The sequence below is a fragment of the Thioalkalivibrio sp. ALM2T genome (assembly GCF_000381505.1).
GTDB classification, from domain to species: domain Bacteria; phylum Pseudomonadota; class Gammaproteobacteria; order Ectothiorhodospirales; family Ectothiorhodospiraceae; genus Thioalkalivibrio; species Thioalkalivibrio versutus.
This window is the reverse complement of sequence record NZ_KB906557.1, coordinates 86,104-108,939: the sequence shown is the minus strand read 5'-3', so window position 1 is coordinate 108,939 and position 22,836 is coordinate 86,104. Positions and strand designations below refer to the sequence as shown.

Sequence of the window (22,836 nt, the reverse complement as noted above, 5' to 3'; positions counted from 1 at the left end):
GCGTGCGCGCATTCGGTGCCGGGCACAGACGGCAGGAGCATGGCATGAGTCTTTTGATCAACGGTGAATTGCGCGAGGGCTGGCTGGAAGAAGAGTCGGACGAGAGCGGCGAGTTCGTGCGTCAGGACCAGCAGTACCGTAACTACGTCACCAGGGATGGTTCGCCGGGCCCGATGGGCGACGGCGGCTATCCGGCCGAGTCAGGGCGCTATCACCTGTATGTGTCCTACGCCTGCCCCTGGGCACACCGCACGCTGATCCTGCGCAAACTGAAGGGTCTGGAGCCGCATATCGGGGTTTCTGTGGTGCACCACTACATGGGTGACGCCGGCTGGTCGTTTGATGACTGCGACGGTTGCACCGGGGACCGGGTGCACGGCTCGCACTACATGCACGAGCTCTACACCCGTACCGATCCAAACTACACCGGCATCGTCACCGTGCCGGCGCTGTTCGACACCCAGACCGACCGCATCGTGAACAACGAGTCGCTGGACATGGTGCGCATGTTCAACAGCGCGTTCGACGGCATTACCGGCAACACCCTGGATTTCTATCCGGAAGACCTGCGCGAGGAGATCCATGCGGTCAATGAGCGGGTCTACGAGAACGTGAACAACGGGGTGTATCGCAGCGGCTTCGCGACCAGCCAGCAGGCCTACGAGGCGGCCTTCGACCGTCTGTTCGAGACCCTGGACTGGCTGGAGGAGCGCCTGGCACGCCAGCCGTTCCTGGTCGGCGAGCGACTGACCGAGGCCGACTGGCGGCTGTTCACCACGCTGCTGCGCTTCGATCCGGTGTACTACAGCCATTTCAAGTGCAATCGCCAGCGGCTGCTGGACTTCCCGAACCTCTCCGCCTATCTGCGCATGCTGTACCAGCGCCCGGGGGTGGCCGAGACCGTGCGCATGGACCACATCAAGGCGCATTACTACGGCAGTCACCCGATGCTGAATCCCAGCGGCATCGTGCCGAAGGGTCCAATGATTGACTACACCCGGGCGCATGGCCGCCCCTTGGGCGACCTGCCGGCCGCGTTGCGGAACGTCGACGAAACGTGACGGTCGTTACACTGTTGGGACGTTCAACCGTGGCCCGGCTAGATGCCGGGCCGCATTCGTGTCGGGGGAAAGGCAAGTGAAGGCGATAGGCGGCTCCCTGGGGCTGGTCCTGGTTGTGGCGATCGTGGCTGCGGCCTGGCTTGCGTTCGGCCCCGAGGATGGCGCCCGTGACGAGGGAGGCGATGCCCCCGCCGCGTCCCAACGCGACGAGCGCACGCCGGTGCGGGTCAGCGAGGTGGCTCCGCGCACCTTCGAGACCATGGTCGAATCCCTGGGCACGGTGGAGGCCAACGAATCGGTCGTGGTGACCGCGAGCGTGACCGAGCGTGTGGTCGAAATCCTGTTCGATGATGGCGATGCGGTCGAGGCCGGAGACGTGCTGGTGCGCCTGGATGCCGACGAAGAACGCGCCGCCCTGCGCGAGATCCGCGTGCAGGTGGACGAGGCCCGGCGCGAACTGGATCGCGTGCGCGACCGGGTGGCCGATGGCGTGGTCACACAGCAGCAGGTGGATCAGCAGCGATCGCGGCTGAACGAGGCCGAGGCCCGTCTGGCCGCCGCGGAGGCGCGGGTTGCGAACCGGGTGATCCGGGCTCCGTTCAGTGGCCGTTTGGGCTTGCGCCAGGTCAGCCCCGGCTCCCTGGTGAGTCCGGGTACCGCGATCGTGGAGCTGGATGATGTATCGGTGGTGAAAGTCGATTTCGCCGTGCCCGAACGCCATGCCGCCGCTATCGGTCTGGGTATGGAAGTAGCGGGCCGCAGCGCGAGCGGACAGTTCGCGGGGCAGGTGGCGGCGGTCAGCAATCGTCTGGACGTGGCTACCCGTACCCTGACCGTGCGCGCCCTGGTCGAGAATCCCGATCTATTGCTGCGCCCCGGCATGCTGGTGAACATCCGTCTGCCGCTGGACCCGGTCGAACGCCCGGGGGTGCCGGAGGGTGCCATCCAACAAGTCGCCGATCAGCACTTCGTGTTCCGGCTGCGCGACGACGGCACGGTGGAGCGCGTGCGCATCCGTATTGGCCGCCGCGACCCGGGCTACGCCGAGGTGCTGGATGGCCTGGAGCCGGGGGATACCGTGGTCTCCGAAGGGGTCTCGCGGGTCCGTGACGGGCGGGAAGTGCGTGTGCTCCCGCCGCGCGTACCGGATTCCGATAACGGCAACGGCGAGGCCGGGGCCGACACATGATTATCTCGGACGTCGCCAATCGCCGGCCGGTGCTGGCGATTGTCTTCAACCTGCTTCTGATCACCTTCGGCCTGATCGCCTACGACAGCCTGCCGCTGCGCGAGTATCCGGATGTCGATCCGCCGGTGGTTACGGTGGACACCATCTATCCGGGCGCCAGTGGCGAGATCATCGAGCGCGAGGTGACCCAGCGGATCGAGGACCGCATCGCGGGGATCGAGGGGATCCGTTTCATGCAGTCCTCCAGCGAGGACGGGCGCTCGCGGATCACCATCGAGTTCAATCTGAGTCGCGACATCGACGCCGCCGCGAATGACGTGCGCGAGGCGGTCAGCCGGGTACTGGGCGATCTGCCCGACGAAGTCGATCCGCCCGAAGTGACCAAGGCGGATGCCGATTCCAACCCGATCCTGTGGCTGAACCTTGCCAGCACCACGATGGATGCGCTGGAGCTGGCGGACTACGCCGAGCGCAACCTGATCGACCGCCTCTCGGTAGTGGATGGCGTGGGCCTGGTGCGCCGGGGCGGCGCCCGCAGTTACGCGATGCGCATCTGGGTCGACCGCGAGGCCCTCGCCGCGCGCGAGCTGACCGTGACCGACATCGCTGACGCCTTGCAGCAGGAAAACGTGGAACTGCCCGCCGGACGCCTGGATTCGCTGGAGCGCGAGTTCACCGTACGCGTGGAACGCCAGTACCGCACGCCCGAGGATTTCTCCGGTCTGGTGCTGAAGCGTGGCGAGGGCGGACAACTGGTGCGCCTGGGCGATGTGGCCGAGGTGAACGTGGGCGCGGATACCGAGCGCAGCGAGTTCCGCGGCAATGGCGAGGACATGATCGGTCTGGGGATCATTCGCCAGTCCAACGCCAACGTCCTGGAGGTGGCCAATGGGGTGAAGGCCATGGCCGCCAGCCTGCAGGATTCCCTGCCGGAGGGTACCTCGCTGGTGACCACCTACGACGAATCGGTGTTCATCGAGGGCGCGATCCGCGAGGTCTACATCACCCTGGCGGTGGCGACCGCCGCCGTGGTGTTCGTGATTTACCTGTTCCTGGGCAGTTGGCGGGCCACGTTGATCCCTGCGGTGACTGTGCCGGTGGCGATCACCGCGGCCTTCATCGGCATCAGCCTGTTCGGATTCTCGGTCAACCTGCTCACCCTGCTGGCGCTGGTGCTGGCGGTCGGCCTGGTCGTGGATGACGCGATCGTGATGCTGGAGAACATCCACCGGCGTATCGAGCGCGGCGAGCCGGGACTGTTGGCGGCCTATCGCGGCGCCGGGCAGGTGGGCTTCGCGATCGTCGCGACGACCTCCGTGTTGATTGCGGTATTCGTGCCGCTGGCCTTCCTCGACGGCACGGTGGGCCAGCTGTTCACCGAGTTCGCCATCGCCATGGCCATCGCCGTGTTCTTCTCCAGCATCGTGGCCCTGACCCTGGCCCCCGTGCTGGCCGGGCGACTGATGCACAAGGGCGACGACGAGACCGGCGTGGCGCGTTATATCGGCCGTGGCTTTGCCGCGCTGGAGGCCGGCTACGGTCGGATACTGGAGAAGGGGCTCAAGGGCTCCTGGCTGGTCTTGCCGCTCCTCGCCGCCGTGTTGGCGGGCGGCTGGTACCTGTTTGCGGAACTGCCCGAAGAATTTGCCCCGCAGGAGGATCGCGGATCTTTCTTCGTGCTGGTGGATGGCCCCGAGGGTGCCAACTTCGAGTACATGAGCCGGCAGATGGCCGAGGTCGAGGCACGCATCCAGCCGTTGATCGAGGATGGCCCGATTCGCCGTGCACTGGTTCGCACGCCGCGCGGTTTTGGTGGTTCGGAGCTGATGAACAATGGCTTCGTGATCGCGATCCTGGAGCACTGGGATGACCGTGACGTCTCGGGCCAGGAGGTCATCAACCAGATCCGCGGCATTATCGACGAGATGCCGGGAGTCGAGGCGCGGGTGATTATGCGTCAGGGGCTCTCGAGTGGCCGTATCGGCCCGCCGGTGCAGTTTGTCATCTCCGGGCCGGACTACGATCAGCTCGAGGAATGGGGCGAGATCATGCGCGAGGCCGCCGAGGGCATCGACGGCCTGACCCGTGTGGACCTGGACTACGAGCCTACCCAGCCGCAGCTCAACGTGCGCGTGGATCGCGACCGTGCGGGGGATCTGGGCGTGTCCATGCGCGATGTCGGCCGCACGCTGGATATCGTGCTGGGCGGCCGCGACGTGACCACCTTTGTCGACCGTGGCGAGGAATACGACGTCATCATCGAGGGTCTGGCCGACCAGCGCCGCACGCCCGGGGATATCGACAACCTCTACGTGCGCTCCAGCTCTGGCTCGATGGTGCCGCTATCCAGCCTGGTGACCTACGAGGAGCAGGCCGGCCCGTCGTCGCTGGAGCGCTACAACCGTTCGCGCGCGGTGACCCTGACCGCCGGGTTGCGTGACGGGATGACCCTGGGCGAGGCCCTGGACGCCCTGGACGCGAAGGCGGCCGAGCTGCTGCCGGCCGAGGCGGGGATCGACTACAAGGGCGAATCGCTGGACTTGCGCAGTGGCTCCGAGGCCATCCTGTTCGTGTTCGCGCTGGCCCTGCTGGTGGTGTTCCTGGTCCTGGCGGCGCAGTTCGAGAGCTTCGTGCACCCGCTGGTGATCATGCTGACCGTGCCGCTGGCGGTGGTCGGGGCGCTGATCGGGCTGACGGTCACCGGTCAGACGCTGAACATCTACAGCCAGATCGGCATGGTCATGCTGATCGGGCTGGCAGCGAAGAACGGCATCCTGATCGTGGAGTTTGCCAACCAGCTGCGCGATCGTGGGCGCGATTTCGATACCGCGATCCTCGAGGCCTCGCGCATGCGCCTGCGGCCGGTGCTGATGACCGCGTTGACCACTGTGGCCGGTTCGATTCCGCTGATTCTGGCCTCCGGGCCGGGCGAGGAGACGCGCTTCGTGATCGGGGTGGCGGTGTTCTCCGGCGTGCTGTTCGCCACGCTGTTTACGCTGTTCGTGATCCCGGCGGCCTACCGCCTGGTGGCCCGCGGCACGACCTCGCCGCTGGCGACCACCCGGCGTCTCCATGAGCTGGACGCCGACGTCGATGACGTCGATGGCGAGCGTCGGGGCGCCCGCGCCGCGCCCTGATCGCTCAGGATTTCGGTAGACGGCTGCGGACTGCTGCCGGCGACGGTTGTGGGTAGGCCTGGTTCATCATCTGGTGTTTACGGTGCTTTCGGTCCGCCGCCTGCCCGGCGCTGACTCGCCAGCGCGCCGCGCCCGTTTTTGATCAACAACTGGCTTCTTTGCTCGTGCAAAGAAGTACCCAAGAAACACGCCCGACTGCCGCGACCCCGGCCCGTTGTGCGGGCCGGGGTTTCCCTCGCTCCGAGGCTTTTCGCGGGCGGCGCTGAACTCGCTACGCTGCGCTTCGCTCAGACATCCAGCGCCCCGTGTCTATTTAGAATCGTCCCGCGAAAACCCTCTCCACTCGGCGCGACGACAACGGGGAGGTAGGTCAAGACAACGGCGGTCCGAAGGCCTGTGCCATTGGATGGAGGCAGGCTGTTCCGGCATCTGGGCACGCTCGGCCTTCGACCATGGCGTGCCGCGCCCGCGGAGCGGGTGCCGGGGGGGGCGTAGGATGTGATGAGCGCAGCGAATCGCATCAGGGGTTCGCACGACGTGGGGAACGGTGCGTTTCGCTGCGCTCAACCGCACCCTACAAGATGCCGCCTGTTTTGATCTTCCTCTCCCGTATGGAGCCCCTTGCGGAAGGGTTCTCGGGCCGGCCAGTTAAGAATAGACACGGGGCGTTGGATGTCTGAGCGTAGCGAGTTCAGCGCCGCCGGCCCGAGGGCCCTGGAGCAAGGTTCCCGGGCGGAATCCGGGTGCGCCTCGAAGGGTGCTTTCTTGGGCAAGCAAGAAAGGACCTCGCGGCGCGCTGGCGAGTCAGCGCCTGGCAGGTCGCGTACCGAGGGCACGTAAACACCGGAGGGAGGACGAACCAGGGCCAGCCATCAGGCTGTACCCGGGTCTTGGCAATGCAGGGAAGAAAGACGGCGGGACGCCGCCAGGCGCGCTAGCGCGACGAGCCGAGGCTTTTCTCGATGCGGTCGGCGAGGGCGACCAGGCGTTCCGAGCTTCCGGAGGTATCCGCGCCGGCCTTCTGTTGCCGGCACTCCAGCATCTCGTGCGCCAGGTTGAGCGCCACCATCACCGCGATGCGCTCGGCGCCCACGATGCGCCCGCCATCGCGCAACTCGCGCATGCGCTCGTCGATCAGCGACGCCGAGGCAAACAGGTCGGCGCGTTCCTCCGGTGGGCAGGCAATCTGGTATTCCTTGCCCATGATGGCGACGCGGACGGGTTCGGACTGGCTCATTCGCTGTGCTCCATCGAGCGCAGGCGCGCGATCATGTTCTCGACCCGATGGCGGGCCTGTTCGTTGCGTTCCTTGAAGGCCGCGCGTTCGCCCTTGAGCTGGCGGATCTGCTCCTGAAGCAGGTGGTTCTCCTCGCGCAGGGCCGCATGCTCTTCCAGAAGGCGCGTGATCGCGGCCTCCAGGCGTTCGGTCGGGTCGATCGCTGAATCGTCGTTCGGCTGCATAGCCTCGGGCCCCGCGTGGCAGGTGCGGCATTCGCCGCGAGTCGATTAATCTCTGGAGTCTAGGAGGCGTTCGAGCGAAGCGTCAACTTGCGTGACTCACAGTAGAGACGCCGGTCAATGTACGCGTTCGTGCACCAGGCATTCCGGGGTTTGTTGCGGCCTGGCACCCGCGCTGGCCACAATACGTGCAATCCCCTAGCCATCAAGTGTTGTCGCTCATGACCCAGCCACCCGAACCCGGCCCCGACGCTACCGTGATCGAGGGTACGGCCCATAACGGAAAGCCGTGCCGGATTGTCGACAATACGGGCACTGTGCCGCGGCCGGAGCTGGAGCAGCTGTTGAACGCCTTGATCGAGGACAAGCGCTTCGGTCTCAACATGCTGTCCTCCACCGGCTCCAGCGCGATCAAGCTGGGCGAGCCGCAGTTCACCCATCTGCAGGTGGGGGACGAGCTCTACCGCTTCCTGCTGTTCCCCTACGAAGCGCGGCTGGAGTCATTCTGATGACGCATTCAACGGGCACCGGAAACGCCAAGTCCCTGGACGGCCTGGAGCGCGACCCCGAGGCCCTGCGCGAGCAGCTCGAACACGGGCTGCGCAGCATGGGGTATGCGCAGACGCCGGCCTCGGCCCACGGGCTGTTCACCGGATGTCTGGTGGCCGACCCGGGTTCCGACGTCGATGCCCTGGAGCTGAGCCTGGGCGAGGCACTGCCACTGACCGAAGGCGCAGGAGAGCGCTTCGACAAGACCGTGGAGGCCATCCGCCGCGCGCTGGTGGCGCAACTCTACGACGTGGAGCTGGGTTTCGGCCCGCTGCTGCCGGAAGACGACGCCATCGAGGCGCAGGCCCAGGCCCTGGCGGAGTGGGTGGATGGCTTCATTGCCGGGCTTGGGCAGACGCCGCGCCTGGCCAAGCTCAAGCCCTCGGCCGAGGCCAGCGAGATCCTGCGCGACTTCGCCGAGATCGCCCGCATCGAGCTGGAGCCGGACGATGACGAGGACAACGCGGCGGCCTTCGAGGAACTCAACGAATACGTGCGCGTGGGCGTACTGCTGATCGCCGACGAGCTGGCCCCGGACGACCCGAAACGGATCCCGATGCAATGACGCAAACGCGACAAGCCCCCCGGCCGGGCCGGATGCCGGAGATCCCCCAGGGCGAGTTTGCCCGGCGCCGCCAGCGGCTAATGCGGGCGGTTGGCCCGGACTCGATCATCCTCCTCCCCGCCGCCCACGAGCGCACCCGCAACCGGGACGTCGAGTATCCGTTCCGCCAGGATAGTGACTTCCTCTACCTGACGGGCTTCCCCGAGGCGGATGCGGTGGCGGTGCTGGTCCCGGGGCGACCGGCAGGGGAGTACATCCTGTTCTGCCGCGACCGCGACCCCACCCAGGAGACCTGGCAGGGCCGCCGCGCCGGGCCGGATGGCGCGATGGAGACCTATGGCGCCGAGTGTGCCTTCCCGATCGAGGATATCGACGAGATCCTGCCCGGGCTGATGGAGAACCGCGGCGTGCTGGCGGCCCCGTTCGGGCGCGACGAGGCGCTGGATCAGCGGCTGTTCGGGTGGGTCAATCAGGTGCGCGCCAAGGCCCGTAACGGCGTGCGCGCGCCGCACGAGTTCGTCGCGGTGGAGCACCATCTGCACGAGCAGCGGCTGTTCAAGAAGGCGCCGGAGCTCAAGCTCATGCGCCATGCCGCGGCCATCTCCACCCAGGCGCATGTGCGCGCGATGCAGGCCTGCCGGCCGGGCCTGAGCGAGTTCGCGGTGGAAGCGGAGCTGCTGCACGAGTTCCACCGCTATGGCACCGAGACTGCGTACCCGTCCATCGTTGGCGGCGGCGAGAACGGCTGCATCCTGCACTACATCGAGAACCGTGCCGAGCTGAACGACGGCGACCTGCTGTTGATCGACGCCGGCTGCGAGGTGCAGGGCTACGCCTCGGACATCACCCGCACCTTCCCGATCTCCGGCCGCTTCGGCGAGCGCCAGCGCGAGGTCTACGAGTGCGTACTGGCCGCGCAGCTCGCCGCGATTAAAGAGGTGCATCCCGGCAACGACTGGGACACCCCGCATGCTACCGCCGTGCGCGAGCTGACCCGCGGTCTCAAGGAGCTGGGGGTGCTCAAGGGCCGCCTCGACAAGCTGATCCGCGACCAGGCCTATCGCCCGTTCTACATGCACCGCACCGGCCACTGGCTGGGGCTCGACGTGCACGACGTCGGCGACTATCGCGTCGGCGACGCCTGGCGCCAGCTGGAGCCGGGCATGGTGATGACCGTGGAACCCGGCCTCTACTTCGGCCCCTACAGCGAGGCGCCCAAGGAACTGCGCGGTATCGGCATCCGCATCGAGGACGACGTCGCGGTCACCCGCGATGGCCACGAGGTCCTCAGCGCGGACTGTCCCAAGACCGTCGCCGACATCGAAGCCTGCATGGCCGGCGACCTCCCGGGCTGGAACTGACCGTGTCCGCCCGCCACACCGCCCGTCGCAATGAAAGGCCGGGGATTCGGTCCGGCGCTCTTCGCCTGCAAGCAGGCTCCTACAGGGGGCAGGATGCACGAACTTCCGTAGGCGTCGGCTTGCAGGTGAATGGGGGAGCCACAATCCCGCTGCGTCCGTCAGGAACCGTAGGGTGCGTTGAGCTCTGCGAAACGCACCGCTCACCACGGAGTCACGCGCCCCGTGATGCGATTCGCTCCGCTCATCCGCATCCTACGATGGGTTCTGTAGGAGCCTGCTTGCAGGCGAAGCCGGCGTCGGGGCTGCCCGTGTGGGGTGGGGCATGACGACGAACACCTGCGACATCGCGATCGTCGGCGGCGGGCCGGTGGGCGGCCTCGCTGCCTGTACTCTGGCGCGGGCGGGCTACGCGGTCACCCTGTTCGAGCGCGGCGCACCGCCGGCGCCGGACGCCCACACGAATGACACCCGGGGCTACGCCCTGGCGGCCGGCTCCGTGCAATTTCTCGACGATCTGGGTTACTGGGCGCGGCTGGCCGAACGGGCGACCGCGATCCGCTCCATCGTCGTCAGCCGCCGTGGCGGCCTGGGGCGCGTCCACCTGAACGCCGCCGACCATGGCCGCCACGCGCTCGGGCAGGTGGTCCCGGCCGTCGCGCTGGAGCCGATGCTGGATGCGGCCTGCCGCGACGCCGGTGTGGACGTGCGCCACCACTCGACGCTGGCGGGCGTGGGCGAGGTGAGGGACGGCCAGCGCGCACTGCGCATCCATGGCGCCGAAGGCGAGAGCACCTGGGCCGCACGCCTGATCCTGGCGGCCGACGGCATCCAGTCGCCCACCCGCAAGGCCCTCGGCCTGCCGGTCAACCGCCTGCGCTATGCGGCAGATGCCCTGGTCTTCGACGTCCAGCCCGCGCGGCCGCACAACGGCCAGGCCTTCGAGCGCTTCACCGACGAGGGGCCACTGGCGCTGTTGCCGCAGGCGGATGGCCGCATGAACGTCGTCTGGGTCGCCCCGCCGGAGACCTGCGAGCGCCGCCTGGAACTGGACGAGGCCGAACGCCTGCGCGAGCTGCAGGCCCGCTTCGGCTGGACGCTGGGCCGGCTGCGCCCGGCGGGCCGTGTGGTGCGCTTCCCGCTGGAGCGGGTGCATGCGCCGGAGCCGGTCGCGGATCGTGCACTGCTGCTGGGCAATGCCGCACACGCGGTGCACCCGGTGGCCGGGCAGGGCCTCAACCTGGCGCTGCGCGATGTGGCCACCCTGCTGGGGGCGCTGCGCGAGGGGCGCGGGCAGGGCGGGGCACCCGGCTTTGTCGCCGACCCCGGCGCGCCGGCAACGCTTGCGGCCTATGCCCGGGCCCGCCGGGGCGACGTGAACGGCGTGGTTGCGGCCACCGACTTCCTCGCCCGCGGCATGCTGCACGCGGCGGGGCTGCGGGGTCACGCCCTGGGTAGTGGAATGATGGCGGTCGACCGCCTGCGGCCGGCGCGCGACCGCCTGGCGCAGGCGGCCATGGGGCTGGGTCCGTTGCCGCGCCATACCGCGCGCCAACTCGCCCGACCGGGTTCGGGGGGCGAGGCATGAGTCAGAACCAGGCGAGTGATGTGCTGGACCTGCTGGTGGTGGGCGCCGGTGCGGTCGGCGGTGCCATCGCGCTGGGTGCGGCCCGCCAGGGCCTGCGCGTCGGGCTGCTGGAGCGCAATGCCGCGCCCACCTTCAGCGACGCAACCCCGATCACGCGCGTCGCCACACTGAACTTGGCCTCCATGGACTTCCTCGCCTCGCTGGGCGTGCAGGATGCCCTTGAGGCACGTCGGGCCCATGCCTTCTCCGGCATGAGTGTCTGGGATGCCCACGGCCCGGGGCATATCCGTTTCGATGCCGACGAGCTGGGCGTTCCGGCGCTCGGCTGGACCGTGGAGCACGCGGCGCTGGAGGCCGTGTTGTGGGCCGAGCTGGGGGCCGCCGGCGTGGTCCTGTGGCCGCAGACCGAGTGGAAGAGCGTGGACACCCGCCCGGACCGGGTGGATGTTTATGGCGCCCACCATGCGTTGCTCGCCTCCGCGCGGCTGGTGGTCGCGGCCGACGGGGCCCAGTCCCCGCTGCGCAACCGCATGGGTATCCCGGTACGCGAGCAGGACTACCACGCCCGCGGCGTGGTCGCGACCGTGACCACCGAGCGCCCGCATGAAGACACCGCCTGGCAGCGTTTCGTCGACGACCAGATCATCGCCTTCCTGCCGCTGGCGGACGGACGCAGCTCCATCGTCTGGTCCCAACCCGAACACCAGGCGGACGACACGCTGGCGCTGGACGATGCCGGGTTTTGCCGGGCGCTGGAGGCGGTCATCGACCACCGCCTCGGGGCGATCACCGCCACATCGAAGCGCGCCAGCTTCCCGCTGGTGGCGCGCCACGCCCGTGACTACCACGCCGGCCGTGTCGCCCTGGCGGGGGACGCCGCCCACACCATCCACCCGCTGGCCGGGCAGGGCCTAAACCTCGGCCTGGCCGACGCCCGCGCTCTGGTCGAACGCCTGCACGGCCCCGCCCGCCGCGACCCGGGCGCGGAGACCGTCCTGCGCGGCTACACCCGCGACCGCCGCAGCGAGAACGCCTTGATGCAACGCGCCATGGACGGCTTCCGCCTCGTCTTCGGCACCCACGCCGCGGGCCTCCCGGAGCTGCGCGGCCTCGGCATCCGCCTGGTCGACCAGGCCGCTCCGCTCAAGCGCCGTCTGGCCCTGCGCGCCTTCGGCCTCGATTAAGTCGTCCCGAGCCCGGGTTGATCCGTGTCTCCCTGGATCATCGCGCCCGAGAGGATGCGATTCGCTGCGCTCATCACATCCTACGGGGAGATAAACCGCAGTTCGTGCTGCGGCCGGGTGCAGCGGCGCCCGTCGGACCCTGTGTATGGCGACGTAGCGGTAGCCCGTAGGATGCGCTGAGCGCAGCGAACCGCATCATGGCGTCGGGGCCGCGGCCTCATCGACCCCTGGCACACCGCCATATCCCTACCGCGCCCCGTCATCCCGCCCGGCGTTCCATTTAACCCCGTCATCCCGGCCGCAACGCCATACCTCGTCATCCCGGCCGCAGCGAAGCGAAGAGCCGGGATCTCCGGGTGAACCCCCGCGCTTCAACCGCCCACCATGCCCCTGTAGGAGCGGCCTCGGCCGCGAAGCCCCTGCCAAAGCCTGATCAGCGCAAACGTGTCGACTCCCGGCCACGCTTCCACAGCACAAGGGCATGTCGCGTTTCCACAACACATCCTCCTCGCCGTCACCCGAGAACGACCTCGTTGCAAAAAAACAACGGGCGTTGCATCGCATTGACCCGCCTTGCGACCGTTGCAAACCCCCGCGCGAAGCAAATCCCGAAAAAATCAGAAAAACCTGCTCGAGCCACCCGTTCGCTCGCCCCCAGGAAGGTAAGCTAATCCTAATGCTCCCCCCTATTCAGCAAGTTGCCGGATATCTCGCACCTTTCTGTAGCCTGTTTCCGCAAGTGTTTGATCTTCCGAAATCCACCCTGCGTCACGTTCGGCGCCCGACTGTGGCAACTTTTTCCCGCCCAGGGGTTGAAAAGAGACACCGTGGTGTATATAAAACACCTGTCATTCGCGGCATCGACCGTGGATGCAGGCGTAAGAAACGAACAACACACCTCTCCTGGGAGATACGCAACATGAAAAAACAGATTCTTGCAGTCGCCGTTGCCGGCGCCTTCGCAGTCCCGGCCTTCGCTGCCGCCGATACCAACGTCACCCTGTTCGGCCAGCTGCAAACGCAGATCGCCCACTACAGCGCTTCGGGTGACGGTGACGCATTTGAAAGCGGCATCCGTCACCACGATGCCGGTAGTTTGGCGGCTGGTGCTTCGAGCGGGATGCTTGGCAACCCGGATGGAGCTGGTCCGAGCCGGATCGGCGTGATGGTTAACCATGATCTTGGCAACGGTCTGACCGCCCTGCTGAAGATGGAATCCAATGCCAATACTCAAGACGTGTTCGGCGCCACGCGTGACGCCTATGTCGGCCTGGACGGCAACTTTGGTCGCGTGATTGCCGGCCGCATGTCGTCTTCCTACAGCACTGCTGGCAAGGATCCGCTGAATGGCACCTTCATGCAGGCTCGCATGAACGGTGCGCGTATCGGGCCGGATAGCGGGTTCGGTAACGGCAGCTACGTGCCTCGCGGTGTTCGGTACTCCAACAGCTTCGGGATCGTGAGCCTCGACGTTGGTGCGTTCATCGACAACGCCAACGATAGCGATACTGCGTTCTCCGGCCGACTCAACTTCGACGTGGGTCCGGTGGATCTGTATGTCGCCCACGTGAATGCCGACGGCTATGGTAGTGGTCCCAACGTTAGCGGCGGCGATTACGCCAATACGAAGCTGGGCGCCGACTGGCGGAGTGGTCCGTTCCGCGTGGTGGCCGAATTTGAAGACGCCGATCGTGGTGGCAATAACATGGACTTCCAGACCGCGTTCGTGTCCGGTACCTACAGCATGGGCAAGAACGATTTTGTCCTGAATCTGGGTATGACCGATCGCGATGTTGACGCGGATAGTGAGTACGTTGCTTTGGCCGTCAAGCATAGCTTCAGCAACCGTGTGATGGCCTTCGCGGGCGTCGGCTACTCCACCAGCACCGATAACATTGGCTTCAATGGCAGCGATCTGTCCTTCACCGGTGTCGGTGGCGGCATGCGGGTGTCCTTCTAAGGGCAGCCACTGCTACCAAGCGGTATAACAACAAGTTTGTAGCTTGTTTTGCGGGGCCCCCAGGGGCCCCGTTTTTTATGCGTGACTGGGCCCCGTTGGGGCCTTTTTTCGTTTGAGGGTACGGCGTTCGGCGCCGGTACGGTCGAAACGCAGGGGGGTGTCCGATCTGGCCGGTTTACCGCACCCATGGGGTCAAACCTTGCCTTTTGCCCCTCGGAGTTCTCGCGCGCCCGATTCGAATTTCGGGGGGGCGGTAGGCCGGTAAGAATCAGTTTGTCGGCACGGTCTGATTTAGGGTGTACTAGCGATTGTCAGGGATTTTTCTTTTAGCGCAGCGAATCGCATCAGGGTTTCGCACGGCGTGGGGACCGGTGCGTTTCGCTGCGCTCAACGGCACCCTACGGGATACCGCCTGTTTTGACCTTCTTCACCCGTATGGAGCCCGTCGCGGTGCGCTCGCGAGAGAGCGCGTGGCAGGCGGCCGGACGAAGCCACCGTAAACACCCGATGAGGCGGCATGATCGCGGACCGCACGGCGGGAGGCCGAGCGTGGCCGGCGGGAATGGGTCGTCAGGCGCGTGCCGGGGCGCGGGCGTCGTCGCGCCAGAGCCAGAGGATGGCGACGGTCAGTACCGCGATCACCGGTAGCATCGCCAGGTTCAGTCCATCCCATCCCAGCGGGCGCAGCAGCGCGCCGGCCAGCAGGGAGCCGGAGGTGACCAGGGCGAACACCGTCAGGTCGTTCACGCCCTGGACCTTGCCCTTTTCGCCGGCCGTGTGGGTCGTGGTCAGCAGGGTACTGCCGCCGATGAACAGGAAGTTCCAGCCGACCCCCAGCAGGAACAGCGCCAGCCAGAAATGCGCCAGCGTTTCCCCGTGGGCGGCGACGGCCACACTGAACAGCACTAGCGTGTTCCCCAGCGCGAGGATGCGGGTAAGCCCGAAATGCGTGATCAGGTGGCCGGTGACGAAGGAGGGGGCGAACATCCCGAGCACGTGCCACTGCATCACCAGAGCAACCTGGCCCATGTCGAAGCCGGCCTGGCGCATGGCCAGCGGGGTTGCGGTCATCAGCAGGATCATCACCGCGTAGCCCAGGGCGGCCGTCGTTAACGCAACGACGAAGCGGCCCCGGGGCATGATCTCGCGCAGGGGCCGGGATACGGCACGTTCCGCTGCCGGGGGTGCGGGTACGCGCAGCCAGGCCAGCAGCAGCATGGCCAGCAGGGCCAGTGCCCCGAGCAGCAGGTAGGGGCCGGCTTCGGGCGTGTTGGGTAGCAGGGCCTGGGCATGGTGGGCGTTCCACGGGCCGAGGAAGGCCGCGGCCACGCCCCCGGCCATGACCAGGGAGATGGCGCGCGGGCGGAAGGCGTCGCTGGCGACATCCGCCGCGGCGAAACGGTAGTACATCGCGAAGGCCTGGTAGGCGCCCAGCAGGAGATTGCCGAGCACGAAAACCCAGAAGGCCTCGGCGAATACCCCGACCGCGGCGATTGCCGCCCCGCCGAAGCCGCCGACGCCCGCCCCCAGCAGGAAGCCTGTGCGCCGCCCGAAGCGTTTCATGAACAGGGATGCCGGCAGGGTGATGACCAGGGTCCCGATCATCATGGCGGCGACCGGCAGGGTGGCCAGCGAGGGATCGGCGGCCAGACGCTCGCCGACCACGCCGCTCAGGGTCATCACGGTCACCGCGGCGATCAGGAACAGGGCCTGGCCGAGGGCAAGGATCAGGACGTTCGCGCGCTCGCGCGGGGTGGTCTGGCCGGACATGAGATTCCCTTCGGCATTGGGCCCGGGCCTCATGGCCCGGTTCGGGTAACTGGGTCAGCCGCGCGGATGGAACTCGAGCACCGCCGAGTTGATGCAGTAGCGCAACCCGGTGGGCGTCGGGCCATCGGGGAAGACGTGGCCCAGGTGGGAGTCGCAGGCGGCACAGCGTACCTCGGTGCGCTCCATGCCCAGGGTGCGGTCGCGGTGTTCGTCGACGGCGGCAGTGGACACGGGGGCAGTGTAGCTGGGCCAGCCGCTACCCGAGTCGAACTTGGCCGCGGAGTCGAACAGCGGCGCGCCACAGGCAGCGCAGTGATAGAGGCCGTCGGCCTTGTGGTTGTTGTAGGCGCCGGTGAATGGCCGCTCGGTCCCGCCCTCGCGGGCAATGTGATACTGCTCCGGTGTCAGGCGGTCACGAAGTTCGGCGTCGGTCGGGCGTGGGGATGAACTCATGTGATCTCCGGGTTGATGCTATTGTTTGCGAAACGAGAATGGGTCTTCCGGTGGACCGGGAAAATTATCCCCGGTTCTCGCCCGGGTGGCCAAAGACTGGACCGCTGGAGGTGGTCGTGGGTTGTCCCGATTGCGAACGTATCGATCTGCTGCCGGCGGCCTCCGGCACTCTTTACCTGGCACCGGTGTTGGCGCACACTCGCGCGGCCCTGCGCCAACGCATGGTGGACGAGCAATTGCCCTGCGCAGAGCCGAGCTCGGGCATCCTGGCCCTGCCGGTCAAGGGTGCCGGCGGGCTGGGCGAGATGCTGGCAAGGCTGGAGCAGGCCCTGAGTAGCTCCGAGCAGGCCGGTTGCCGCGCGACCTTCGTGCCGGAAGGCGAGGACTTCGGGCTGGGGCATCTGCAGGACACCCACCTGCTGTCCACGCTGATTGCGCGGCACAACGCGCGCGATCTCTCGGCGATCCTGGCCAACGACACCCTGGACTTCCACTTCCAGCCGATTGTGCATGCCGCGAACCCCACCGAGGTCTTTGCCTACGAGGCCCTGGTGCGCGCCTCCACGCCGGGCGGTGACATCATCCCGCCGCTGGACCTGTTCAAGACGGCGCGCAATGCCGAGCTCCTGTTCCATCTGGATCGTTCCGCTCGGATCAATGCCATCCGTCGCGCCAGTGAGCGTGGGGTCCGTAGCCATCTGTTCATCAACTTCAACCCGACCGCGATTTATGACCCGGCCTTCTGCCTGGAAACGACAGTGCGCGAGATCATGTCTCGCGTGCCGGGCCAGCCGGGGCCCGCCGGCTTCGTTTTCGAGGTGATCGAGAGCGACCAGGTCAACGACATGGAGCACCTGTCGCGGATCGTCGAGCGCTATCGCCGCGCCGGGTTCCAGGTCGCCCTGGACGACCTGGGGGCGGGGTATGCATCGCTCAACATGCTGTCGCAACTGCGCCCGGATTTCGTGAAGATCGACCGCGAGCTGGTCAGCGGAATCGACCAGGACGTCTACCAGCAGAAGATCCTTGAAAAGATCATCGAGCTGGCGCGGGATCTCGATATCCGGGTCGTGGCCGAGGGCGTCGAGACCGTGGACGAATGGCGCTGGCTCAAGGAGCGCGTGGATCTCTGTCAGGGCTACCTGTTCGCGCGCCCGGCCGCGGAGCCGCCGCTGCCGAACCACCCGGAGTCCTGACTGCCCATCCGTTCTACCCCCGGGCGTTGGCGGTCATGGGTCCGAATCGGTGCAGAAGCACAAACAGGGCCGGAATCACCACCAGCGTCAGAACGGTCGCAGCCAGGATGCCGCCGATGATCACCGTGGCAATCGGCGAGAAACGTTCGGCCCCGACGGCCATCTCCAGGGCCAGCGGCAGCATCCCGGCGATGGTGGACAGGGCGGTCATCATGATGGGGCGCATGCGGGTCTCCACCGCTTCGGTGACTGCCGCATGAACGTCCGCGCCTTCGGCCAGTCGGCGCCGCGCGAGGTCGAGCAGGATGATGCTGTTGTTCACGACGATGCCGATCAGCAGGATGATCCCGAGCAGCGCCGGCATGGATACGTACTTCCCGGCGATCAGTAGCGCCGCGACCACGCCGATGAACTGCAACGGAATGGCGGTCATGATGATCACGGGGTGGGCGAAGCTGCGGAACTGCACGACCAGCAGCAGGTAGACCGCCAGCGCGGCCAGCAGCAGCGCCCGCATCATGTGTTCACGGGCCTCGTCGAAGTCTGCCTGTTCGCCGGCCAGGGTCGCCGGATAGCCATCCGGGGCGGTGAAGCTGTCCAGGCGTTGCTGGACATCGGCCACGACCTCGGAAAGCGGGCGCCCCAGGTGGAAGCCGAGGATGTCCAGGGTCCGCTGGCCGTCTTCCCGGGTCACAATGCGCGGGCCGACGGTATGCTCGAGGCTCGCGACCTCGCCGAGCGTGACCGGCCCCTCGCGGGTGGGCAGCAGGATGCCCTCCAGGTCTTCCGGGTAGCGGCGGTCGGCGGCCTCGTAGCGCACGACGACGTCCAGATCCCGCTTCGGCGGCTGACGGAACCGTGTGGCCACGGCCCCGTCCATGGCCTGGTGGACCGCGCGGGCGATCGCGGCGCCGGTGAGGCCCAGTTCGGCCGCCCGGTCATGATCCACCCGTACCCGCACCTCGGGGGTGTCGAGCGCCCAGTCCTTGTACAGGTCGGTGATCCCGGGGATGCCCGAGAGATGGTCCAGCAGATCGCTGGCCGTGCGGTCCAGGGTCGCCGCCTGTTCGCCGCTGATCCGGGCGATGATGGGGGCGGCCGTTGACGAACGTGCGGTGCCGCCGAGTTCGCGGGGCACGGCCAGGGTGACCCCGGGGGTGGCCTCGAGACGCTGACGCACGTCGTCCATGATTTCCCACTGCGTGAGGGTGCGCTGGGTGCGCGGTACCAGCGTCACGGTGATTTCGGCCTGATTGACGCCCATGGCGCCGCGGTCGCCCATCGACCGGGCACCGGCTTCGTGTCCGAACTGGCTGCTGACATCCACCACGTATTCGTGTTCGGCCAGGTACTGCTCGACCGGTTCCAGGGTGGCCAGCGTGGTCTCGAGCCGGGTACCCGGGGCCATGTCGACCAGGACCTGGAAACTGCCCGAGTCGAAGCGTGGCAGCATCTCGCTTCCGGTCATCCGCAGCAGGCCCAGGCTGAGAACCAGCAGCATGAACGCTACCACCAGGGTGGTCAGAGGACGGCCCAGTGCCAGGGCCAGCACGTCGAGATAAAGGTCGCGTACCCCGCGCGCCGGCGCCGCCACCGCCTGCCGCCAGCGCGGGGTGGCCGTGGATGTGGCGGGTCGGAGCCAGTAGGTGGCGAGCAGCGGGATCAGGGTGACGGCCATCACGAACGATGCGCTCAGGGCGAACGCCAGGGTCAGCGCGAGCGGTCGGAACAGCTCGCCAACGAAGCCGCCCATGAACGTGAGGGGCAGCAGCACGCCAAGGGTGGTCAGTGTCCCGCCCAGTTTGGCACCGAATACTTCGCCGACGCCCTCGATCGCCGCCTGCCGCGGGGGCTGGCCCTCTTCGTCCAGGTGGCGGTGGATGTTCTCGAGGATCACGATGCCGTCGTCGACCAGCAGGCCGATGGCCAGGATCAGCGCCGACATGGTCACCATGTTCAGGTCCAGGCCGGCCAGTTGCATCAGGCCGAAGGTCACGAGGAATGCTGCGGGGATGGAGAGGGCAATGATCCCGGCCTGGCGCAGGTTGGCGAGAAACAGCAGGACGATCACCATGGTCAGGCCGATGGCGATCATCACGGTCTGCGTCATGTCGGCGATCACCTTTTCGGTGAACACCGAATCATCGTCGGCGACAACGATGTCCAGGTCGGGCGCGGCCTCGCGCAAGGTGTCCAGCGCCTCGCGAACCCGCGCGGCCACCTCTACCGTGTTGGCATCGTCCCGGCGCAGCACCTGAACGGCAATGGCCGGCTGTCCGTCATGGCGATAGGCCGAGCGGGGCTCGCCGGGTTCCAGGCTCACCCGCGCGACATCGCCCAGACGCACGCGGGCATCGCCCTCCGCCTCGAGGATGATGTCGCGTGCACCGGCTTCGCTGCTCAGCGGCGCATCGAACCGCACCACGCTCTCCAGTTCGCCGATCCGGACTCGTCCACCCGGCGCCATCAGGTTCCAGGCGTCGAGGGCATCCAGCACCCGGGGCATGTCGATCCCCAGGGCCTCGGTGCGCTCGGGATCGAGGGCGATGTGCAGTTCCCTTTTGTGCCCCCCGATCACATCGACCGCGGCGACCCCCGGGATCCATTCCAGCCGCTCGCGGATCGCGTTGTCCGCCTGTTCGCGGATCCCGTCGAGGGCCAGGGTCTCGCTGGTCAGGGCGATGGTGATGATGGGCTTGTCGGCCGTGGAAAACTCCAGGATCTGCGGTTCTTCGATGCTGGCGGGGAGGTCCGGTCGCAGCCGGCCGACGGCGTTCTGGACATCGACCGCGGCGAGGGCGCTGGTGATGCCGTAGTCGAATTCCACGCGTGCCACGGACAGCCCGGTCTGGCTGGAGGAACTGATCCGGGTGACCCCGTCCAGGCTGGCAAACTCCTCCTCCAGCAGGCGCGTGAGCTCGCGGTCGACATCCAGGGCCGCCATGCCGGGGTATTCGGTGATGACCGTGACGGTCGGCGGATCGGTGTCGGGGAAGAGCTGAACGGGCAATTCGAAGCGCGCCTGCAGGCCCAGGATCAGGGCGGCGGCCAGCAGCGCCAGTACCGTGTGCCGGTACCGAAGGAGGTGTTCGACCCAGGCCATCAGGGGATGACGCCCACGTCTCGCACGGGGTGTCCATCCTGAATCCGGCGATCCGGCGTCACAATGATGCGGTCACCCGGGTCGATGCCCTCGAGGATCGCCCGTTCTCCATTCGGCAAGGATCGTGTCGCCACCTCCCTGCGCTCTGCGTGACCGTCCTTCAGCCGATAGACCCACTGGGTCCCGGCATCGCTCCAGACGGCGTGGGCCGGCACGCGGATGACCGCATCCAGATGTTCCAGGACAACCCGTGCCTGCACGGCCATGCCCGGGCGGAGTGCGACGGGTGCGGCCGGCAGGCTCGTCTCGAAGCTGCCACTGCGACGACTCCCCTCCAGTGTGGGATGGACCCGGTCCAGCCGGGTCGTCATGGTCCGGTCCAGCGCGGGAATGGTCAGCTCCACCTCCAGGCCGGGTTGCAGCAGCAGGCTGTCGCGCTCCGGTACGCGCAGAATCGCATGCAGGTCTTCGAGGCCGACCAGTTCGATCAGGGGCTGGCCCGCAACGGCCAGGTCGCCGGGTTGGACATGGGTGCGCCGCACCTGCGCGGCAAAGGGCGCCCGTTCCGTGGTGTATTCCAGTCGCTTGTGGGCCAGTTCCAGCGCCGAGCGGTTCTCGCGGAGCTGCGCCTCCAGCGTGGCGACCCGCTGGCGCGCGTCGTCGAGTTCGCTTTCGGGAATCAGGTCCCGGGAAAAGAGGTCTTGCTGGCGATCGAGGTTGCGCTGGGCGGTTGCGCGTTCTCCGTCCAGGCGCTGGTCGGCGGCCTCGCGTTGCCGGACCTCCAGACGCGTCTCGTCGGTATCCATGCGCACCAGGACTCCATCGGCCTCGACCTGGTCCCCGACGTTCAGGGGGCTTTCCAGGACCCGGGCCGTGATCCGGGCCGAAATGGTGGTCTCGGCGTGCGTCTCGATGCTACCCCGATACGCGGGGCTGTAGAGCGTGATTTCCGCTGGTTGCGCGGAGATCGTGGCGACGGCCGGCGGTGGCGCGGCGCGCGCGGCCTCCGGAGAAAACCGTTCCGATAGCCGGTCCGTTGCGCTCCAGGCCGTCAAGACAATCACCCCGCCCAGCGCAAGGAGACCAAGGATCCGCCGCAGGCCGCGGCGACTGGATGGAGTGCGGGAGGGTTGCATGCGGTGCTCAGCGTTCCGGGGCATTGTCGGGTGACAGGGCGCTGACCACATCGTCGCGGAACGCACCGTGGCAGGCGATGCAGGCATTCACCAGTCTGGCGTGGTAGCGGATGGACTTGTCCAGGTCCTGGTCCAGCGCCGCGTCGGCCAGTCCTTGCGCGGCTTCATGCACTTGTTGATCCATTGCACGGAACTCGCCAACTCGGGTGCCGACTGCCGACAGAACGCGTCGTCGCTCGCCCAGGGAAGGTTTCGGGTGATCTGCGATCGCCCTCGCGGCCTCGGTCACGGTGTCGAAGTCCTCGACGAATAGTGCGGACTGGACCCGGTTCATGTCGTCCGCGAGTCCCTGCATCACGGATTGAAAGGTGTCGGCTGACACAGTGCCGGCCAAGGGCAGGGCGAGAGCGGCAACGATCAGGGCGGCGAGTTTTTTGGCGTGGATGCAGGACATTAATTGGGTCTCCTCGGGTTAGTCGAATGGAGTCGAGTGCGGTTTGGATGCCTGTCCCGGTTGGCTCTGCGGTGCTCGCAATGCGGGTTCGAGCAGTCGCCAAAGCACGTCGCCCTGCTGGTCAAGTCGAAACTCGAAGTCGGAGAGCGACCAGCGCATGACCAGCCCCTGGATCATCGCCACGATCAGGCGCGCCGTTTCGGCCGGTTCCAGGTCCTGCCGGAAGCATCCCTGGCTGACTCCCTCCCGGAGCAGTCCCTCAAGCTGCGCGGTGTAGCGGTCGATGATGTCTCGGACCACCGCCTTCAGTTTGGGGTCTTCCCGGTGCAGTCGTTCGGAGAAGATCAGGCGAGGCAGGCCCTTGCGACGACTGATGAATCGCAATTGCCGAGTCAGGAGTTTGCGCAGGCGGACGTCCGCGGCCCCCCGTCCGGACAGCATTGGTGCAAGCACGTCCAGAAGCTTGCGGCCGATCACGTCCAGTGCCGCGCGGAAGATCGCGTCGCGGGTCGGGAAATGCCGGAAGATCGTGGGCTGGGCGATCCCGACCCGATCGGCGATGGCCTGGGTCGAGACATCGCGCGTGCCGTGTTCGGCCGTCAGGTCGAGCAGTGCCTGAACGATCTCTTCGCGTCGTTGTTCACCGGACTTGCGTTTCATGCAAGTAATTAATCA

At 67.1% G+C, this 22,836-nt stretch carries 18 protein-coding genes; 10 read left to right on the top strand and 8 right to left on the bottom strand.

Annotation, left to right across the window (positions count from 1 at the left end; genetic code table 11):
- Positions 1-44: 44 nt before the first annotated feature.
- From F816_RS0103180 to F816_RS0103170, 3 genes are all read left to right on the top strand, one after another.
- Entirely contained in the window at positions 45-1,061 is a 1,017-nt protein-coding gene (locus tag F816_RS0103180; RefSeq protein WP_019593514.1) for a glutathione S-transferase family protein, read from the top strand.
- A 76-nt stretch (positions 1,062-1,137) separates the two neighbouring features.
- Positions 1,138-2,250, top strand: coding sequence for an efflux RND transporter periplasmic adaptor subunit (locus F816_RS0103175; RefSeq protein WP_019593513.1), 1,113 nt, complete (start codon positions 1,138-1,140; stop codon positions 2,248-2,250).
- Positions 2,247-5,387, top strand: a complete 3,141-nt coding sequence (locus tag F816_RS0103170; RefSeq protein WP_019593512.1) for an efflux RND transporter permease subunit — start codon at positions 2,247-2,249, stop codon at positions 5,385-5,387. Before F816_RS0103175 ends, F816_RS0103170 begins: the two co-directional genes overlap by 4 nt.
- A 934-nt stretch (positions 5,388-6,321) precedes the next feature.
- On the opposite strand, the gene F816_RS0103165 is transcribed toward F816_RS0103170, so the two are convergent.
- Both F816_RS0103165 and F816_RS0103160 read right to left on the bottom strand, forming a co-directional pair.
- Positions 6,322-6,624 (bottom strand): cell division protein ZapA, encoded by a 303-nt coding sequence (locus tag F816_RS0103165; protein WP_018950273.1) that lies wholly within the window; start codon positions 6,622-6,624, stop codon positions 6,322-6,324.
- A complete protein-coding gene (locus F816_RS0103160; RefSeq protein ID WP_018950274.1) occupies positions 6,621-6,848 on the bottom strand; it encodes a cell division protein ZapB in 228 nt (75 codons plus the stop codon). Before F816_RS0103160 ends, F816_RS0103165 begins: the two co-directional genes overlap by 4 nt.
- Positions 6,849-7,066: 218 nt before the next feature.
- On the opposite strand from F816_RS0103160, the gene F816_RS0103155 reads away from it, so the two are divergent.
- The 6 genes from F816_RS0103155 (at position 7,067) to F816_RS0103130 (ending at position 14,049) form a co-directional block, all read left to right on the top strand.
- Positions 7,067-7,354 carry a hypothetical protein gene (locus F816_RS0103155; RefSeq protein WP_026333107.1) on the top strand — a complete coding sequence of 96 codons (288 nt, stop codon included), beginning with the start codon at positions 7,067-7,069 and terminating at the stop codon, positions 7,352-7,354.
- On the top strand, positions 7,354-7,959 hold the full coding sequence (locus tag F816_RS0103150; protein WP_019593510.1) for a UPF0149 family protein: 606 nt from the start codon (positions 7,354-7,356) through the stop codon (positions 7,957-7,959). The genes F816_RS0103155 and F816_RS0103150 overlap by 1 nt, the downstream gene beginning before the upstream one ends.
- A gap of 32 nt (positions 7,960-7,991) precedes the next feature.
- Entirely contained in the window at positions 7,992-9,320 is a 1,329-nt protein-coding gene (gene pepP, locus F816_RS0103145; RefSeq protein WP_019593509.1) for a Xaa-Pro aminopeptidase, read from the top strand.
- A gap of 322 nt (positions 9,321-9,642) precedes the next feature.
- A complete protein-coding gene (locus F816_RS0103140; protein ID WP_019593508.1) occupies positions 9,643-10,905 on the top strand; it encodes an FAD-dependent monooxygenase in 1,263 nt (420 codons plus the stop codon).
- On the top strand, positions 10,902-12,089 hold the full coding sequence (locus F816_RS0103135) for an FAD-dependent monooxygenase (RefSeq protein WP_019593507.1): 1,188 nt from the start codon (positions 10,902-10,904) through the stop codon (positions 12,087-12,089). Before F816_RS0103140 ends, F816_RS0103135 begins: the two co-directional genes overlap by 4 nt.
- 919 nt (positions 12,090-13,008) lie before the next feature.
- Positions 13,009-14,049 (top strand): porin, encoded by a 1,041-nt coding sequence (locus F816_RS0103130; RefSeq protein ID WP_019593506.1) that lies wholly within the window; start codon positions 13,009-13,011, stop codon positions 14,047-14,049.
- Between the two features lie 570 nt (positions 14,050-14,619).
- Here F816_RS0103130 and F816_RS0103125 read toward each other — a convergent pair.
- Both F816_RS0103125 and msrB read right to left on the bottom strand, forming a co-directional pair.
- Positions 14,620-15,819: an MFS transporter gene (locus tag F816_RS0103125; RefSeq protein ID WP_019593505.1), complete on the bottom strand. Its 1,200-nt coding sequence runs from the start codon at positions 15,817-15,819 to the stop codon at positions 14,620-14,622.
- Between the two features lie 54 nt (positions 15,820-15,873).
- A complete protein-coding gene (gene msrB / locus F816_RS0103120) occupies positions 15,874-16,272 on the bottom strand; it encodes a peptide-methionine (R)-S-oxide reductase MsrB (RefSeq protein ID WP_019593504.1) in 399 nt (132 codons plus the stop codon).
- 116 nt (positions 16,273-16,388) lie between these two features.
- Here msrB and F816_RS0103115 point away from each other — a divergent pair, with 116 nt between their 5' ends.
- The gene (locus F816_RS0103115) at positions 16,389-17,468 is read left to right on the top strand and encodes an EAL domain-containing protein (RefSeq protein ID WP_019593503.1); all 1,080 of its coding nucleotides are present in this window, start codon (positions 16,389-16,391) and stop codon (positions 17,466-17,468) included.
- A gap of 13 nt (positions 17,469-17,481) precedes the next feature.
- Here the strand turns inward: F816_RS0103115 and F816_RS0103110 are convergent, their stop codons facing one another.
- Genes F816_RS0103110 through F816_RS0103095 form a run of 4 tightly spaced genes read right to left on the bottom strand, consistent with a single transcriptional unit; the run spans position 17,482 to position 22,821 of the window.
- Complete coding sequence (locus F816_RS0103110) at positions 17,482-20,571, bottom strand: efflux RND transporter permease subunit (protein WP_019593502.1); 3,090 nt, start codon at positions 20,569-20,571, stop codon at positions 17,482-17,484.
- Positions 20,571-21,707 carry an efflux RND transporter periplasmic adaptor subunit gene (locus F816_RS0103105; RefSeq protein ID WP_019593501.1) on the bottom strand — a complete coding sequence of 379 codons (1,137 nt, stop codon included), beginning with the start codon at positions 21,705-21,707 and terminating at the stop codon, positions 20,571-20,573. Before F816_RS0103105 ends, F816_RS0103110 begins: the two co-directional genes overlap by 1 nt.
- A 7-nt stretch (positions 21,708-21,714) precedes the next feature.
- Positions 21,715-22,161 (bottom strand): cytochrome c, encoded by a 447-nt coding sequence (locus tag F816_RS0103100; RefSeq protein WP_019593500.1) that lies wholly within the window; start codon positions 22,159-22,161, stop codon positions 21,715-21,717.
- An 18-nt stretch (positions 22,162-22,179) separates the two neighbouring features.
- On the bottom strand, positions 22,180-22,821 hold the full coding sequence (locus F816_RS0103095) for a TetR/AcrR family transcriptional regulator (RefSeq protein ID WP_019593499.1): 642 nt from the start codon (positions 22,819-22,821) through the stop codon (positions 22,180-22,182).
- Positions 22,822-22,836 lie beyond the last annotated feature (15 nt).

Coding starts and splice junctions, on each gene's coding strand:
- F816_RS0103180 (WP_019593514.1), top strand. CDS start 45: ATGAGTCTTTTGATCAACGGTGAATTGCGCGAGGGCTGGCTGGAAGAA.
- F816_RS0103170 (WP_019593512.1), top strand. CDS start 2,247: ATGATTATCTCGGACGTCGCCAATCGCCGGCCGGTGCTGGCGATTGTC.
- F816_RS0103165 (WP_018950273.1), bottom strand. CDS start 6,624: ATGAGCCAGTCCGAACCCGTCCGCGTCGCCATCATGGGCAAGGAATAC.
- F816_RS0103160 (WP_018950274.1), bottom strand. CDS start 6,848: ATGCAGCCGAACGACGATTCAGCGATCGACCCGACCGAACGCCTGGAG.
- F816_RS0103155 (WP_026333107.1), top strand. CDS start 7,067: ATGACCCAGCCACCCGAACCCGGCCCCGACGCTACCGTGATCGAGGGT.
- F816_RS0103150 (WP_019593510.1), top strand. CDS start 7,354: ATGACGCATTCAACGGGCACCGGAAACGCCAAGTCCCTGGACGGCCTG.
- pepP (WP_019593509.1), top strand. CDS start 7,992: ATGCCGGAGATCCCCCAGGGCGAGTTTGCCCGGCGCCGCCAGCGGCTA.
- F816_RS0103140 (WP_019593508.1), top strand. CDS start 9,643: ATGACGACGAACACCTGCGACATCGCGATCGTCGGCGGCGGGCCGGTG.
- F816_RS0103135 (WP_019593507.1), top strand. CDS start 10,902: ATGAGTCAGAACCAGGCGAGTGATGTGCTGGACCTGCTGGTGGTGGGC.
- F816_RS0103130 (WP_019593506.1), top strand. CDS start 13,009: ATGAAAAAACAGATTCTTGCAGTCGCCGTTGCCGGCGCCTTCGCAGTC.
- F816_RS0103125 (WP_019593505.1), bottom strand. CDS start 15,819: ATGTCCGGCCAGACCACCCCGCGCGAGCGCGCGAACGTCCTGATCCTT.
- msrB (WP_019593504.1), bottom strand. CDS start 16,272: ATGAGTTCATCCCCACGCCCGACCGACGCCGAACTTCGTGACCGCCTG.
- F816_RS0103110 (WP_019593502.1), bottom strand. CDS start 20,571: ATGGCCTGGGTCGAACACCTCCTTCGGTACCGGCACACGGTACTGGCG.
- F816_RS0103105 (WP_019593501.1), bottom strand. CDS start 21,707: ATGCAACCCTCCCGCACTCCATCCAGTCGCCGCGGCCTGCGGCGGATC.
- F816_RS0103100 (WP_019593500.1), bottom strand. CDS start 22,161: ATGTCCTGCATCCACGCCAAAAAACTCGCCGCCCTGATCGTTGCCGCT.
- F816_RS0103095 (WP_019593499.1), bottom strand. CDS start 22,821: ATGAAACGCAAGTCCGGTGAACAACGACGCGAAGAGATCGTTCAGGCA.